General features: G+C 46.0%; 14 protein-coding genes and 1 pseudogene. 4 read left to right on the forward strand and 11 right to left on the reverse strand.

Annotated features, from left to right (window positions below; translation table 11 throughout):
* The first annotated feature begins 89 nt into the window (after positions 1–89).
* Together QFZ81_RS28795 and QFZ81_RS28800 are read left to right on the forward strand one after the other, a co-directional pair.
* On the forward strand, positions 90–2,051 hold the full coding sequence (locus QFZ81_RS28795) for a glycoside hydrolase family 15 protein (RefSeq protein ID WP_307439033.1): 1,962 nt from the start codon (positions 90–92) through the stop codon (positions 2,049–2,051).
* Positions 2,052–2,140: 89 nt separating this feature from the next.
* A pseudogene (locus QFZ81_RS28800) lies at positions 2,141–2,779 on the forward strand (cytochrome P450).
* 18 nt (positions 2,780–2,797) lie between these two features.
* On the opposite strand, the gene QFZ81_RS28805 reads toward QFZ81_RS28800, so the two are convergent.
* Complete coding sequence (locus tag QFZ81_RS28805; RefSeq protein WP_307605572.1) at positions 2,798–3,478, reverse strand: DUF6022 family protein; 681 nt, start codon at positions 3,476–3,478, stop codon at positions 2,798–2,800.
* Between the two features lie 113 nt (positions 3,479–3,591).
* On the opposite strand from QFZ81_RS28805, the gene QFZ81_RS28810 reads away from it, so the two are divergent.
* A complete protein-coding gene (locus tag QFZ81_RS28810; RefSeq protein WP_307439029.1) occupies positions 3,592–4,308 on the forward strand; it encodes a TetR/AcrR family transcriptional regulator C-terminal domain-containing protein in 717 nt (238 codons plus the stop codon).
* Positions 4,309–4,533: 225 nt separating this feature from the next.
* On the opposite strand, the gene QFZ81_RS28815 is transcribed toward QFZ81_RS28810, so the two are convergent.
* Together QFZ81_RS28815 and QFZ81_RS28820 are read right to left on the reverse strand one after the other, a co-directional pair.
* Entirely contained in the window at positions 4,534–4,923 is a 390-nt protein-coding gene (locus QFZ81_RS28815; protein ID WP_307605573.1) for a glycine cleavage system protein H, read from the reverse strand.
* A gap of 81 nt (positions 4,924–5,004) precedes the next feature.
* Positions 5,005–5,553: a peroxiredoxin gene (locus QFZ81_RS28820; protein ID WP_047681044.1), complete on the reverse strand. Its 549-nt coding sequence runs from the start codon at positions 5,551–5,553 to the stop codon at positions 5,005–5,007.
* A gap of 298 nt (positions 5,554–5,851) precedes the next feature.
* Between QFZ81_RS28820 and QFZ81_RS28825 the strand changes: the two genes are divergently transcribed.
* Positions 5,852–6,655: a DUF2935 domain-containing protein gene (locus QFZ81_RS28825; protein ID WP_307439023.1), complete on the forward strand. Its 804-nt coding sequence runs from the start codon at positions 5,852–5,854 to the stop codon at positions 6,653–6,655.
* 93 nt (positions 6,656–6,748) lie between these two features.
* On the opposite strand, the gene leuB is transcribed toward QFZ81_RS28825, so the two are convergent.
* The 8 genes from leuB to ilvB form a co-directional block, all read right to left on the reverse strand.
* Positions 6,749–7,828 carry a 3-isopropylmalate dehydrogenase gene (leuB, locus tag QFZ81_RS28830; protein ID WP_307439020.1) on the reverse strand — a complete coding sequence of 360 codons (1,080 nt, stop codon included), beginning with the start codon at positions 7,826–7,828 and terminating at the stop codon, positions 6,749–6,751.
* 166 nt (positions 7,829–7,994) lie between these two features.
* Complete coding sequence (locus QFZ81_RS28835; RefSeq protein ID WP_307439018.1) at positions 7,995–8,840, reverse strand: VanW family protein; 846 nt, start codon at positions 8,838–8,840, stop codon at positions 7,995–7,997.
* A gap of 71 nt (positions 8,841–8,911) precedes the next feature.
* A complete protein-coding gene (locus tag QFZ81_RS28840; protein WP_307439015.1) occupies positions 8,912–9,202 on the reverse strand; it encodes a hypothetical protein in 291 nt (96 codons plus the stop codon).
* A gap of 499 nt (positions 9,203–9,701) precedes the next feature.
* Entirely contained in the window at positions 9,702–10,898 is a 1,197-nt protein-coding gene (locus QFZ81_RS28845; protein WP_307605574.1) for an aminotransferase-like domain-containing protein, read from the reverse strand.
* Between the two features lie 96 nt (positions 10,899–10,994).
* Entirely contained in the window at positions 10,995–12,542 is a 1,548-nt protein-coding gene (locus tag QFZ81_RS28850) for a 2-isopropylmalate synthase (protein WP_307449384.1), read from the reverse strand.
* A gap of 317 nt (positions 12,543–12,859) precedes the next feature.
* Complete coding sequence (ilvC, locus tag QFZ81_RS28855) at positions 12,860–13,852, reverse strand: ketol-acid reductoisomerase (protein ID WP_047681140.1); 993 nt, start codon at positions 13,850–13,852, stop codon at positions 12,860–12,862.
* Between the two features lie 154 nt (positions 13,853–14,006).
* Complete coding sequence (gene ilvN / locus QFZ81_RS28860; protein ID WP_057305082.1) at positions 14,007–14,495, reverse strand: acetolactate synthase small subunit; 489 nt, start codon at positions 14,493–14,495, stop codon at positions 14,007–14,009.
* Positions 14,492–16,237, reverse strand: a complete 1,746-nt coding sequence (gene ilvB / locus QFZ81_RS28865; protein WP_047681146.1) for a biosynthetic-type acetolactate synthase large subunit — start codon at positions 16,235–16,237, stop codon at positions 14,492–14,494. The genes ilvN and ilvB overlap by 4 nt, the downstream gene beginning before the upstream one ends.
* Between the last annotated feature and the right edge of the window lie 368 nt (positions 16,238–16,605).

The raw sequence follows: 16,605 nt of genomic DNA on the forward strand, positions 1-16,605 counted from the left end.
CGAAACGAGGACGCGATATCCCAAGCTGGATACCTCAAGGACGGGTTCTGAATCGCGCGATCAAACAAAAGAGTGGGGAAGTGATTTTATTGCCTAGACATCTGGTCATCGGAAACGGAAAATTTCTTATTAACCTCGATCAGCATTCCTACATGCGAGATCTGTATTATCCTTTCGTAGGCCAGCTTAACCATATTGGCGGTTATCAATGCCGTGTTGGTATATGGGTGGATGGTTCCTTCGCCTGGCTGAATGCCCCTGAATGGCAATTTAAACTTGCCTATGTGGAGGATTCGCTCGTCACCGAAGTGACAGCTACGCATCCCGGTCTTGGTGTCACTCTGCTCATGAATGACGGGGTTCATCAGCGCGAGGATATTTACCTCAAACGCATCCAAATTACGAATCACAATAGTACCGTTCGCGAAATAAGGATGTTCTTCAATCAAGACTTGCTCATTAATGAGACAGAAGTTGGGGATACAGCCGCATACTATCCAGCGAATAATACGGTATTCCATTATAAGAAAGACAGATATTTTATGTTTAACGGCAGTACAGGAACCGATGGCATTTATCAATACTCTACAGGTGTCAAAAGGTTTTATAATGCCGAGGGAACTTGGCGCGACGCGGAAGATGGGCATTTGATGGGCAATGCCATTGCTCAAGGCTCTGTCGATAGTACCATTTCTTTTCGACTCTTCGTACCACCGAATGCTAACCAAACGCTCTATTATTGGATGGGTGCTGGCAAAACGCTGGAGGAAGTCAAGAAGCTCGATGCCTATGTCAAAGACAGCCACCCCAGTAAACTCCTTGACCGCGTAACCGTGTACTGGCAAAGATGGGCAAACAAAATTGAGCGCGATTACGGCGATCTGCCGCTCGAAGTCCAACGACTTTTCAAACAAAGTCTACTGCTAGTTAGGACCCAAACGGATGTAAACGGCGCGATCATTGCTGCGAACGATTCCGATATTATGCAAAGCAACCGCGATCATTACAGTTATATGTGGCCTCGAGACGGTGCTTTAATTGCTTATTCCATGTCCATGGCTGGCTACCAAGGAATGATTATTCCTTTCTTTAACTTCTGTGCGAATGTGCTGTCACCCGAAGGTTACTTGCATCATAAATACAATCCGGACGGCACCGTAGGCTCCAGTTGGCATCCATACATTCATTCCGGACGGGTACAGCTTCCTATTCAAGAAGATGAGACTGCCCTTGTGTTATACGCCCTTTGGCAGGATTTCCAGAAAAATGGAAGCCTCGAATTCGCCCAATCCCTCTATCGCAATCTCATTCGCAGAGCGGCCAGATTCATGTCCACTTACATTGATCAGGAATTGAACCTGCCGAAGCCAAGTTATGATCTGTGGGAAGAACGTTACGGTATATTTACGTTTACAGCTTCAGCGGTTTATGGCGGACTTATTGCCGCTTCCAACTTCAGCAACCTGTTCGGGGATGAAGAGCGAAGCAATCGTTACAAGCATACAGCGGAGAAAATCAAATCCGGTATCCTCAAGCATCTGTGGGACGAGGGAGAACAAAGATTCGTTCGCGGCTTGTACATGGAAGATGGCGAATGGGTAAAAGATATGACGCTCGAAAGCTCCGTTTACGGTATCTTTGAATTCGGCGTTCTGCCTGCTGACGATGATCGTGTGGTGAGCACGATGAAAGCCAACAAAGCTGGACTCATGATCAAAACCGAAGTTGGAGGTTCCGCTCGTTATCATCACGACTATTACTTCCAACGCTCCACGGATATTGAGAACGTGCCAGGTAATCCTTGGATCATCTGTACATTGTGGATAGCCGAATGGGAAATCGAGTATGCCAAGACACTGGCGGATCTCGAAGCACCGCGCCAAACGCTTGAATGGGTCGTCAAACACGCAATGGAAAGCGGCGTTCTATCGGAACAATTAGATCCTTTCACAGGTGAACCGGTATCCGTTGCTCCACTTACTTGGTCGCACGCCACTTATGTGCTGACCGTCGTGAAGTACTTGAACAAATATAAACAGCTTACCAAGTGAAAAAAGCTTTAACGTATTTTAACCTCCCATGGATTTGAACACTTGTTCATTCCGGGAGGTTTTTTTCATTTCATTTTGAGAACAGAGAGATGAGTGTCTATTTTACCTCTATAGCGGATCAGAGACGGCTTGAACCGCAGGATGATCTGATTAGTCGTCTTCTCCGCGCGAAGGCAGATGGTGAACAATTAAGCGATCTGGAAGTGATCGGCTTCTGCATCCTGCTGCTTGTTGCAGGAAATGAAACCACAACGAACCTAATTGCCTCGGCACTGCTCCTCATCGATAGCCATCCAGATGTCAAAGAGCAGCTTTTAGCGGATCGCTCCTTGGTTCCACAGGCTCTTGAGGAAGTTCTTCGTTATTGTTCACCTGTTCAAACGATGATTTGAACCGTAAAAAAGACAACGGTTCTACGCGGGCAAACTCTAACTCCCGGACAAATGGTCAACATCTGGATTGGCTCGGCCAATCATGACGAAGACATATTCGAGCGCCCGGACATCTTCGACATCCACCGGAATCCCAATCCCCATCTTGCTTTTGGTCACGGAATTCACTTCTGCTTAGGAGCGCAATTAGCTCGTTTGGAAAGTAAAATTGCTATTCAAACGCTGCTTCATCGATTCCCAGAGTTCCACCTCGATCGCTCCCATGTGTTGGAGAGGATCGACAGTTGGGTGATGTTTGGAATCAAACAGATGCCTATTATTTTGCGGAAATCATAGAAGTTGTATACAGAGCCCTTAGTCATTCAGCGGGCGTTTGAAGTACGCAATCACTTTGCCTCCAGCTGGAACGACGGATACAAGTTCCCATCCATACCGCCCCCAATGGCCCAGCGCATCGTCCAAATTCCAGCTGTATAGCTGACCGTCTGCTGCAGGCTTTAGTCCATCTCCGATTGAAGTATCTGTCGCGTACTCGAACCGCTGACTTGGGAAGGATTGTAATTGCGGCTGAGGCATTCGTTCCTCCCTTAAATCCCAGCGGATTCGGGTTGAAGCATCCGAGAGTGCGGCGATAATGGCTTCCCGATCCGTAACTTCAAGTGCCAGCAGTCGCGGTGCTCTTGGCATGAAGAACGAGCGGTGCGAATGATAGACCTGCAGCACCAACGTACCCACCTCTTCACCTTCCGCTGTCTTTACGACATACCAAACGCAGCGTTCCCGTTCTTCAGGCGGTCCCCAGTTCTCAATGGAATCCTTTAAGTTAAATCCGCCCCTGATGATGAAACCATCAGCGGTAAGCCGCTCTGCAACCGGCGCCATAAATTGTTGAATCCACGCGCCATAGGCGCGATCGCCGAACTTCTTGAACATCTCGGTCAGTTCATCCTTCTCCTCGTCGTAGACTGCTTTCCACGCATGGGATAAAATATCCCCGGCGGTACGGGCAATGGATTCAATAGTGGTCGTTTGCATGTTTATACGCTCCTCTTATCATTTAATCTAACAGTGATAAATAACAATATAATACCGTTAGATTAAACTATTGTGCTATACTTGTCAAGAGATAAAATGGAAGGTGATCTGACATGGCAAGAAGACGAATTCATCCCTTAACGACAGATGAGGACACGAATCGGAGTGAGCCGCTTCACACGCCTCTCGATCGTGCCCGCATTGTCGGGATCATGCTGAAACTGCTTAAAGTCGAGGGCTTGGATGGCATCAGCATGCGCAAAATCGCCGACTCACTAGGCGTGAAAGCCTCATCTTTGTACTACCATGTGAAGGACAAAGAACAGCTGCTTCATCTCTTGGCAGAAGAGATCAGCACCAAGATTGATTTTCCCGATACCGCTTTGGATTGGAAAATGCAGCTGCGCCTGTGGTCGATGAGCTTCCGCCTAAGTCTGCTGCAATACCCAGACGCCGTGCACATCATGAACGCGACGCATGCGGCAAGCCCCAACCGTTTGGCACATATCGAATTTCTGTTTCGGGCGCTCGTCGAAGCTGGATTTAAGGATGTCCAAGTGCCGTGGCTTGCAGCCATGCTCAAGAACTTCATCTACGGCTTTGTCGAAGAAGAATGCCGATTGAGGGATCGCGCGAAGTTTTCGGAGGAAAACCAGGAAGAATCGGAGACAAGATACAAAGAGATTGAGGCATTACCCAAGGAGCGATATCCCCACTTTATCCGCCTAGCCGCTTATACGACTTCTGTGAACTGGGAGGATGAGTTTTCGTTCGGGTTGGATGTGCTGCTTGCTGGTTTCGTTGATAAGCTTGCAAGCGGCCAACACTAGATATTGAATACAAATGCGGCAGTTCCGGACGCGTAAAGTCCGGAACTGCCGCTTAACGTACAATTTGGGCAGCTTTGTTGGTTTTTTCACATTTCCTCCCTGTTGGACAGTTCATAGTTCTATCACCTATCATCATACCAAAAATTTTTATGGAAGCGTCTACCTTTTCAGCGATTGAAAAAAGGACGTAAGAACTCACTTCAGTGAGGCTTACGTCCTTCTTTTTCAGTCTTCCAGCGAAAACTCCTGTACATAAGTATCCTCTTCCAATAGCTGCTCCAGCTCAGAATCTTGACTCAACTGAATCGTAAATAGCCAGCCCTTATCATAGGGGGATTCGAGAACCAGCATCACCGCTCTTTCCAGCAGCCGATTGACTGATGTTATTTTACCGGATAAAGGGGCTAGCAGATCGTGTTCGTCATCTGCCGCAGTCTCAACAGAGCCAATGAATTCCCCTTTTCTCACATGAGTATCCTGATCTGGGAGCTCGATAAAAACAATCATACCCAGCTCGCTGATGCCGTACTCCGTTAATCCGACAACAGCTTTTTCCCCGTCCAGTCGAACCCAGTAGTGATCTCTTGTATATTTCAAATTCGTGGGAACAGTCATGCCAACTCTCCTTCATGAAGAAAAGCTCCCCTGCTCGCATTCGCATGCCAACCAGAGGAGCTTCTCTATGTATTCAAAAGCTTATTTTACAACCAGATTTTTGTCGCCTGGTTTCCAGTTCATTGGGCACAATCCGCCGGATTGAAGCGCTTGAAGCACACGAAGCGTTTCTTCTACGCTGCGGCCTACGTCGTTGTGGTTAACAACTTCGTATTTCAATTCGCCTTCTGGATCGATGATGAACAGACCGCGAAGCGCGATACCTTCTTCTTCGATCAGAACGCCGTAGTCACGAGCTACGGATTTCGTGATGTCAGCAGCAAGTGGGAATTCCAATTTGCCAAGACCATTATCGTTGATTGGCGTATTGATCCAAGCTTTGTGCGTGTGGATGCTGTCGATGGAAACACCAAGGATCTCAGTGTCCAATTCTTTGAATTGAGCAGCTGCATGACTAAGTGCTGTGATTTCTGTTGGACAAACGAATGTGAAGTCCAATGGGTAGAAGAATAATACTAACCATTTTCCTTTGTAATCAGACAAAGAAACTTTACCAAATTCTTTACCGTCACCTGTAGCGGTCTCCATTGTAAAATCTGGAGCTTGTTTACCAACTAAACGCTCTGCCATGGGTATGATTCCTCCTCAAATCTATCTTATTCGTATAAAATGGTAACATCCGACTAGATGAAAGTCAATAATTAGATCAGATACTACATAATAATTATTATAATATATGAAGTCCTGATGTACATGAACGATTTCGCTTCCCTAAGTACGTTTTTGGATGCCCTGCTCCTTCCCTAACCAAAAATTATGCGGAACTATTAAAGTCATTCGTTGTCCTTTTTTCACAACATCTGCATAAGCTCCTCCCACGAAGATTATACATAGGGTATTAGACTACTTCTGGAGGAGAGTGTCGGAATTGTCAAATGAGTTCGTTAGTCGTTCATTGGATGAGATACGATTCTGGTCACGAATTATGAAAGAGCATTCTTTATTTCTGAAGCTGGGATTTCGGTGTGAGGATACGCAATTAATCCAAGAAGCCGATCATTTTTATCATACTTTTGAACAAATAGAAGGCAAATCCCATTCATTTAACGAGTTAACTGATCCTGAACAAATCAAACGCTTTAACATGGAAGTACACTTAGCCGCAACCCATATATGGGCTTTTAAAAGAAGAGTTTTGGGTCTCATCATCCAATGTAAACTTCCAGGCGGTAACAATTTCCCTTTATTAGTTGATCATATCAGCAGAGAGGCCAATTATTTTAGAAATCGCTTAGAGGAATTGAATGCTGGTCGATTAGAACCTCTGCCCGATGCGATCATTGATGAAAATGTTTTCTTTTTGAGAATAATGGCTGACCATGCGAAGTTCATCGGACATCTCCTTGATCCGTCCGAACGACAGCTAGTTGAACAAGCTCGAAACTTTAGTCAAGATTTTGACCAACTGCTCTTTCAAGCCATTGATTTAAGCGGAATGCGTCCTCAATCCCAAACGGAGCCGCTTCTCGACCAATTCCTTGATCAGAATCGGGTTTCTGTTGTTTCTCTCCGAGATTTCAAAAAAACAGCAAGGGAATTAATCGAAGCTTGTCGTATAAAAAGTATCATTCATCCTTTACTTGCTGACCATGTGTTTCGTGAGGCAGAACGATTCCTATTTATCATTGATATGTTTGAAGCAAGCCTAACAAGAAAAAAAGCTGCAAACTAGACTCACCAAATGTTTGCCTTATTATTTCTTCATTTCTACAAAAAAAGCTCGCCCTCCGAAGCCTCTACGGCCTCGTCTGGCAAGCTTTTTTTATTATTTACGCATAGCGTCTACGATCAGTTGGCCCATTGCAAGAGTACCGATAGCTTTGCTCTTGTCAACAGCGATGTCGCCTGTACGGTGACCCGCATCCAGCACTTCTTTCACCGCACGCTCGATGGAATCCGCTGCTTCGTGGTAACCGAATGTCAAACGGAACATCAAAGCAACGGAAAGGATTGTTGCGATTGGATTGGAGATACCTTGACCTGCAATATCCGGAGCGGAGCCATGTACCGGCTCGTACAAGCCGAAGCTGCCTTCGCCAAGAGAAGCGGATGCCAACATACCGATGGAACCTGTCAACATGGCTGCTTCATCACTCAGAATGTCGCCGAACATGTTTTCAGTCACGATGACATCGAAGCTGGACGGGCGGCGCAGCAATTGCATCGCACAGTTATCAACAAGCACGTGCTCTAGCTCAACATCCGGATAATCAACCGCAATGCGGTTCACGGTTTCGCGCCATAGACGGGAAGTTTCCAGAACGTTCGCTTTGTCTACAGAAGCAAGCTTCTTGCGACGCGTTTGTGCGATTTCAAACGCTTGACGAGCAATACGCTCGATTTCAGTAACATTATAAGCACAAGTATCGACAGCTTCTTGACCATTAGCTGTTTCACGACGGAATTTCTCACCGAAGTAGATCCCGCCAGTCAATTCACGAACTACGATCAAATCCGTTCCTTCCAGCACTTCAGGCTTCAACGTGGAAGCTTCTTTCAAGCAGTCAAAGATGAAAGCTGGACGAATGTTCGAGAACAGTCCAAGCGCTTTACGAATGCCGAGCAGGCCCGTTTCAGGACGAAGCTCTTTGGAGTTGTTATCCCATTTCGGTCCGCCAACAGCTCCTAGAAGTACTGCGTCTGCCGATTGGCAAACTTTCAACGTTTCTTCCGGAAGTGGCGTGCCTTTCTCATCAATCGCAATACCGCCGAACAAGGCATGCTCTGTTTCAAATTGATAACCGAACAATTCTTCGGTACGTTTTAATACTTTTTCCGCTTCTGCAACGACTTCTGGACCAATTCCGTCTCCAGCGATTACAGCGATTTTCTTCACATCTGCCATGACTGCCATTCACTCCTTAGATTAGTAAACCTGCTATTGAAAGCATTTACTATCGTTATATACTGCTAACATTGTATCATAAGTAGCCCCTCTTCTTTAGATATAAAAGCTATCGTATTTATAGGTATCACCTATAATCGAGAAAATAGAATCCCTCACTTGCATATTAGTAATTCACCCCCGCTTCTAACAAGGGCTCATACATCATGATGGCATGATTCTCAGTCACCCATTCATCACCAACGATTTCACCTTCCAAGTTCAGCACTCTGCGATGTATCTCATTGTGACGAACATAGCCGCCCCAGTATTCGCGCGTAATCCAATGTTTGTTCTCATAAATTTCATAGGTATGCATGGCTGGCCTAACAGCACGCCACTCCCCAACCAAATGAGTATCCGTGACCCGGATAACGAGTTGGAATTCCTCTGTTGTCTCATTAAGAATTTGCAAGTCTAAATAATTGTAGAAACAAGTTGCTCCACTTCCAAAAGGCTGACTTCTTCCCGTATCCGGAAATACGTCATAGCTGTGGCGATACCTTTCCGTTACGGTAAGTGGCGTATGCAGTGTCATCCAGTAGATTAAATTCGAAAGCTGGCATAACCCACCTCCGACACCTGCCTGTACCTGCCCATGAAAAAGCACCATACCGTCCAGATAACCTTTACGCCTGGTCGTGCTGCCAATTAACCGCCAATAGGAGAATGTTTCACCTGGCTTCACAATGACACCGTTTAACTGCTTGGCTGCTATCCTTAGATTAATCACTTTATTGTGCTGAAGCCACATATCTACATCCTTCAGCTGTCTAAGGAGTGGGGTTTTATGTGAAAATAGGAGATAAGGGAGAGGCTCCGCTTGCTTCGCTTTGGCATAGGTCTTCCCATCCAAATACCATTGAAGATACCTTTTAAGTCGATACACTTTTTTACCAAGAAATATTCTTGCTCGGCTTCGGTTGATTGGTTTAAGCAAAGAAAAGCCTCCTTCAACAACAGACAATTTCATCGATCTTTTTGAGCAAAAAGCCGCCAATGCCAGTAGTAGTTCAATAACTGGCTTAGCGGCTTTTAATAATCTTAGAGTTTTGAAATAACCATGGAAATGATAATACCAAAAACAGAAATCCAAAAGAAATAAGAATTAACGATCCTACCAACCAATGAATCTTGAAATTGAAAATGTTTCTTTTGATTATGTTCCATATTCAAATCAGTGACTGACCCGCTATTGCCACCCAAACCAGTTACACTAGTAAACCCCTGGCTCAATGCACCTTTTGCAATACAAGTTACAATAAGCAATAATAAAGAACCCATGAACAAATAATTGGAAATCTGTATCAACATGAAGTCACCAATCCTTTCCATCGTCCTCCTTTTATCATAATTTGAAATATATTCCATGTCAATGATCCGATGATTTTCTAGATGAAAAACGTCTTACTGAGAATCCCATCTCTATTGGTTTCTTCGGACGGATGATCACTTTTAGCGCGCCAACTTTACTGGTGCTTCTATGGGAATTCTACCCTGTGGTGACTTCCCGAAGCAGCAAGTTGTATTTTGTACAACAATTCACACGCCCAAAGGCTGTTGCACTTTTTACAACATCACTTAACAGCGAATATGGATTCATTCATCCAGTAACCTCAATTGAGCATAGTTAACTGATCCCGATTCAAGACCCTTAATGTAAAGCAAGATTGGATGAATGAATCGGAACGAATAACAAGCCGCCAAATCCCAGTGAAGATTTCTTGGGTTAGGCGGCTCTTTCTATTCTGTATTTCCAATATAGATCGCAAAAAAGCACCCCATGCCGATGATCTTGGACGACCAATTTGCATGAGGGTGCGTGTGCTATCTTTTATGCATTTTGTAGATATGATTCCATAGCCTTAGCTAATTTCTGCATACCGAGAATCGTGTTCGTACGATCCGTATGTGTGTAATTCAGGCGCATTGTGTTGTATTGTGGATTTTCGGCGTAAAATGTGGATCCTGGAACAAAGGCTACGCCTTCTTTTACCGCGATTTTCAGCAGATCTTCTGCACGAATATGCGCTGGCAGCTCCACCCAGATGAACATGCCGCCCTTCGGCTCTTCCCATTTCAGTCCAGGCCAGTTTAAATCCTTCAATAGGCCTGACATGAATTTCATCCGATCCAGATATTGCTCACGAATTAAGGAGATATGTGCGTCGAGATCAAAGTGCTCAAGCAAATGATACAGCGTTTGCTGATCAATCGTGCTGGAGTGCAGATCCGCAGATTGCTTAAAACGAGCAATTTGGCGAATAATGGTTTCGTCGCCCATTACCCATCCTGTTCGGAACGCAGGCGCGACGGTTTTGGAGAAGGTGCTGGTGTAAACGACATTGCCACCTTCCGCTTTACCGCCTAGGGAAAAGATCGTTGGATAGGTTTCATTTTCGTCAAACTGAATTTCTCCATACGGATCATCTTCCAGAATAAGCACTTCAGCGCCGCGGCAAATATCTAATAAGCCTTGACGACGCTCCAAGCTCCATGCCCGGCCTGCTGGGTTGGAGAAGGTCGGAATGACATAAACCATCTTCGGATTGTGCTTTGCAATTTTGGCCGATAGATCTTCAAGAATCATACCGTCATTATCGCTATCAACCGAATAAATCTTAGCGCCTTTGGCTTGAAATACTTGAATCGCCGCCAAATAAGTTGGGCTTTCAACAAGAATGACATCGCCTTCATCAATATAAACACGCGTAAGAAGATCAATCGCTTGCTGAGAACCCGTCGTCAGCAGCATCTCGTCAGGCGTTACTTGCATATTCTTAGCAGCCATCCGCTTGCATAAGGATTCACGAAGTGGCTTGTAGCCCTCGGTCAAACCATACTGGAGCGCTGACTTCCCGCCGCCAATTACTCTTTGAAACGCTTCAGCAACCGCGTCCAAAGGAAAAAACTCTTCAGCAGGTAATCCGCCGGCAAAAGAAATAATCGAACTGCCTTGTGTCAGCTTGAGAATTTCTCTTACCGCCGAGGATGAGAAACCTTCAAGCGATTTAGAAAATCGATATTTCATAAATGGACGCATCCTTTCGCATTTATAGAAAGCACCCCTCCTCGCTATGCTTGGAGGTGAGGTGCTTATCTGGGTGGTGCCGTGGACTCAAGGTTATTAAATCAACGTAACGTTGCTTCTGTTGCTTGTTGGGGTTTTGCGTTTATCAATGAGCCTGTTCACAGCGTCCAAATACGCTTTGGCGCTTGCTTCCAGAATATCCGTAGAAATACCGCGACCTTGAACGGACACATCATTCTGCTTAAGAACAACGTGAACTTCACCTAATGCATCTTTCCCGTGAGATACGGATTTGATGGAGTAGTCATCCAGCTCGACGTCTTCCTTCGTTGCTTTATCGATCGCATTATAAATCGCGTCAACTGAGCCGTTGCCAACTGCACTTTCCGCCACTTCGGTTCCGTCCTGGAAGCGAACATGAACCGTTGCCGTTGGTGTCATCTGGTTACCATAAGCAACCTGAAGCGTGCCTAGCGCAAAAATTTCCGGCGTCTCGATCAGTTTCTCTTCGATCAATGCACGAATATCTTCGTCTTCTACCTGCTTCTTGCGATCTGCCAAATCTTTGAACTTGGCAAAAGCCGCGTTCACTTGCTCGTCTCCGAGGTCATAGCCGAGATCAATTAGCTTCTCACGGAACGCATGGCGTCCGGAGTGTTTACCCATCACGAGCTTACTTTCCTTGACCCCGATGGTCTCAGGGGAAATAATCTCGTAAGTCGTTTTCTCTTTGAGCATCCCATCCTGATGGATGCCAGACTCATGGGCGAACGCGTTAGCGCCGACGATCGCCTTATTGCCTGGCACCACCATGCCGGTCAGCTTGCTGACCAAACGGCTGGTGCGGTAGATCTCTTTCAGCACAAGCGAAGTTTTCGCTTGGTAGAAGTCCTGGCGCGTCTCGAGCGCCATTACAACTTCCTCGATCGAGGTGTTGCCCGCTCTCTCGCCGATGCCGTTGATGGTGCCTTCGATTTGATCAGCACCATTGATTACCGCCGCTAGCGCGTTAGCCGTAGCCATTCCGAGGTCGTCATGGCAGTGCGCGCTCAGCTGAATCTTCTCAATGCCTGGCACGGTTTCCTTCAGCATTTTGAAAATATTACCGTAATCGTATGGCGTCATAAATCCGACTGTATCCGGAATATTCACGACGGACGCGCCAGCGCGAATAGCCATTGCTGTTACTTCCGCGATGAAATCCAGCTCGGTACGACCAGCATCTTCGAGTGAAAACTCGATTTTGCTGAAATACTTCTTCGCATATTTAATCGCTGCTTCAGCTGTCTCAAGCACTTGGTGTTTCTCCATCTTCAGCTTATGCTGGCGATGAATAGGAGACGTCGCTAAGAATAGATGAATACACGGGTCCTGAGCGCCCTGTAGCGCCTCACGAACGGCCTCGATGTCACTCTCCTTCGAGCGGGACAATCCGATAACAGAGGCATTCCTGACGGCTCTCGCAACGGCATTCACACCAGCCAAATCACCTGGCGATGCGGCCGGGAAACCAGCCTCCATACGATCAACGCCTAGCTTCTCAAGCTGCAGCGCGATCTCAACCTTTTCCTGTGTGTTCAAGTTCACACCCGGCGACTGCTCTCCGTCTCTGAGCGTTGTATCAAAGATGTAAATTTTGCGCACCATGTCACCTCCTAAGAGATTTTTGTTGTTCTATTAAACCTATGAAGCAGAGCCCAATGACCGTTCCGGTCTTCAGCATTTACTTCCGATCGTTTCTTGAAAACATGTCCCCTCATCTGAATAAACAAAAGGTAGGGACACGTTTTCAAATACGAACGCTACGCTTCTCCAGCAAACACTGAGCCCTGCACTAGGCTGTTCTTCGTAGTTTTAAAAGACACACCTTTACTCGTCTTTATAGTATTCACAGGGAGTGATTGGGAAATTCTCCTCAATCACTCCCTGTGGAAGGTATTGCTATAAATTAGTACTTTTGATTACTTTTTGATCCAGTGCATCATTTCGCGCAGTTCTTTACCAACCACTTCGATTGGGTGCTCTGCTTCATTGCGGCGAGTTGCGTTCATGAAAGCAAAGTTGGATTGGTTTTCCAAGATGAAGTCACGAGCGAATTTACCTTGTTGAATATCAGTAAGAACAGCTTTCATTGCTTTTTTCGTTTCAGCTGTGATAATACGTGGTCCAGTTACATAGTCACCGTATTCAGCTGTGTTGGAGATGGAGCTGCGCATGGAAGCCAGTCCGCCTTCATACATCATATCAACGATCAATTTCAGCTCATGTAGACACTCGAAGTAAGCCATTTCAGGTGCATAACCAGCTTCAACCAATGTTTCGAAACCTGCTTTAACCAGTTCAGAAGCACCGCCACAAAGAACAGCTTGCTCACCGAACAAATCGGTTTCTGTTTCTTCACGGAAAGAAGTTTCGATAACGCCTGCACGTGTACAGCCAATACCTTTTGCATAAGCAAGACCGATTGCTTTTGCGTTGCCAGTAGCGTCTTTCTCGATTGCGATCAAGCCAGGAACGCCAAAGCCTTCAACATACGTACGACGTACCATGTGACCTGGGGATTTAGGAGCTACTAAGAATACATCTGTACCTTCAGGAGCTACGATTTGTCCGAAATGGATGTTGAAACCATGGGAGAACATGATCGCTGCGCCTTTTTTCATGTTCGGTTGAATGGACTCACGGTAAACGCGAGCTTGTGTTTCATCCGGCATCAAAATTTGGATCACGTCAGCGCGTCTTGCTGCTTCTTCAACGGATACAACTTCGAAACCATCATTTTTTGCAGAGTTCCATGAACGACCTTCACGAAGTCCGATAATAACGTTCAATCCGCTGTCACGCAAGTTTTGTGCTTGTGCGTGTCCTTGGGAACCATAACCAACAACTGCAATCGTTTTACCTTTAAGTACCGCTAAGTCTGCATCTTTTTCATAGTAAGTAGTAACTGCCATTCGAATAAATCCTCCTTTAATATGATGAATCCGTATTGTCTACCCCTTGAGTGGGTGTTTCAACGATTTACCCTTTTCAAGCGCTAAAGAGTACACCGCTGAAAGCCCCACTCAAGGAGGCTTTACCTCAATGTCCAAAACAACTGCTTGTTTCTTATTTGACTGAACCGCGAATCATCGCTGTAACTCCCGTGCGGGAAAGCTCACGGATGCCATAAGGACGAAGTAATTCGACCATAGCATCTATTTTATCTGAATCTCCAACAACTTGCACGATAATCGAGGCTGGCCCAATATCTACAACCGCTGCGCGGAATGTCTCAACAATACCGAGTATTTCCGGACGCATAATCGGTTCTGCATTTACTTTAATGAGTGCAAGCTCTCTAGCAACCATTGGGTTCGAGCTTAGGTCGATGACTTTAATGACATCAATCAACTTATACAATTGCTTGGAAATTTGCTCAAGCGTGTTATCGTCCCCTGTGGTGACGATAACCATTCGAGAAAGTCCGAGTTCTTCGGACTCCCCTACGGTGATGCTTTCAATATTGAAGCCTCTGCGTCCGAACAAACCGGATACACGCTGCAGGACACCAGGCTGATTGTTTACGAGTACGGAAACTGTATGTTTTGTTGTCATTCCGAATCCCCCATTAACATGTCACTAATTGTATCGCCCGCTTTAACCATTGGGAACACATTCTCTCCTTTTGGCACGACGAAATCAATAACGACAGGACCCGGAGTATCGAGTGCTTCCTGCCATGCTCTTCTTGCTTCTTCCTTCGTCGTGGCACGCAAGCCTTTTACGCCGTAAGCTTCAGCCAGTTTCACGAAATCTGGGCTGCCAGCCAAATCAATGTGGCTATAGCGGTTATCATAAATGATCTCCTGCCATTGACGAACCATGCCCAACACTTGGTTGTTAATAATAACAACCTTCACCGGAATGTTGTTAATCGCACAGATCGCAAGCTCTTGCGCACACATTTGAACGCCGCCGTCGCCATTAATGGAAACAACGAGTTTATCAGGGTTCCCCATTTGAGCACCAATTGCTGATGGGAAGCCGAAGCCCATTGTACCAAGACCACCGGAAGTAACCAAGGAACGCGGGTTTTTGAAACGATAGAATTGCGCAGCCCACATCTGATGCTGTCCAACGTCTGTTGTAATAATCGCTTCGCCTTTCGTCGTCTCACTAATCATTTCGATAACGAATTGTGGCTTCAATTCCGTCTCGGTATTGCCGTATTTCAGCGGGAACTTCTCTTTGCTTTCCTGAAGCTCAGTAATCCACGCTCCGCTCTTCGCAGGCTTTGCTTTGGTGTTCGCATATTCCAGAACAGCTTTCACATCGCCAACACATGGGATATCGGTCTTCACGTTCTTGCCAATTTCCGCAGGATCAACGTCAATATGAGCGATTTTCTTCACTTTTGGAGCAAAGCCGTTCAAATTCATCGTCACGCGGTCATCGAATCGGGAACCGATAGAAATCAAGAGATCCGCATTCTGAATGGCTGTGTTCGCTGTAAACGTCCCGTGCATCCCTGGCATTCCGAGCCATAGCTCATGCGCGCTTGGGAAGCCGCTTAATCCGAGCAAGGTCGTTGCAACCGGAATCTGTGTTTTATTGACAAACTCGATTAATTCTTTGGATGCGTCTGCGTATACGACACCGCCGCCTGCAATAATGACCGGACGCTCTGCTTCTTCGATAGCTTTGATCAGCTTATCCACTTGCAGTTTATTCGGTTGCACCGTTGGGTTATAACCGCGGATACTTACATCCGTTACGGGTTTAAATATCGTTTTATGAGCGGAGACATCCTTTGGTATGTCAATGAGAACCGGACCTTTACGACCTGAGTTCGCTATATGGAACGCTTCATGAATGATGCGTGGTAGATCGTTTACGTCTCTAACCAAGTAGCTGTGCTTCGTAATCGGCATTGTAATACCGGTAATATCAGCCTCTTGGAAAGCATCCGTACCAATGAAGTTTGTAGCAACGTTACCTGTAATGACGACTAACGGAACGGAATCCATATATGCTGTAGCTATTCCTGTGACGAGGTTCGTTGCCCCCGGTCCGGAAGTTGCGATACATACGCCAACTTTGCCTGTGGAACGCGCATATCCATCAGCTGCGTGAATAGCGCCTTGCTCATGTCTAGTCAATAAGTGGTTAAAATCATCAAAACCATGCATAGCATCGTAGATGTACAAAACAGCGCCGCCCGGATATCCAAAGACGCAATCCACACCCTCCAGCAATAAGCTTCTTAGTAGAATTTCGGAGCCTGTAATCAGGTCCGGCTTCATAAGCTTCTCAATCAATTCTTCTTTTGACCTCTTTGGTTCAGTTTGAACATTCATTGTGATCCTCCTCTCAAAAAGTAAGTTCATGTAAATCATCGAGCTTTCTTAGACAATAAGAAAAACCCCTATTCATCCCATACACGCACGTAACGTGTAAACGGGACGAAAGGGGTTCAAGCTTCCGTGGTACCACCCAAATTTGCTACGCGCCTCACAGCCCATAGCCTTAGCAGGTATGTTCATGAAGAACAATACCCTCAGCACGATAACGTGTGCTCTTCCGATTCCCCCTATTACCTACGGCTGTGCCGCATGTTTCAGGAAAACAGCTCCGAGGTGACTTCGTACGTAAGGGATTAAGGCGATGGTTTCAGCAAGTCCAACGCTCTCTGCGCATAAGTGCCCTTATTACTTCTTCCTCTTCA

The sequence above is a fragment of the Paenibacillus sp. V4I9 genome (genome assembly GCF_030817295.1).
Classification (GTDB): domain Bacteria; phylum Bacillota; class Bacilli; order Paenibacillales; family NBRC-103111; genus Paenibacillus_E.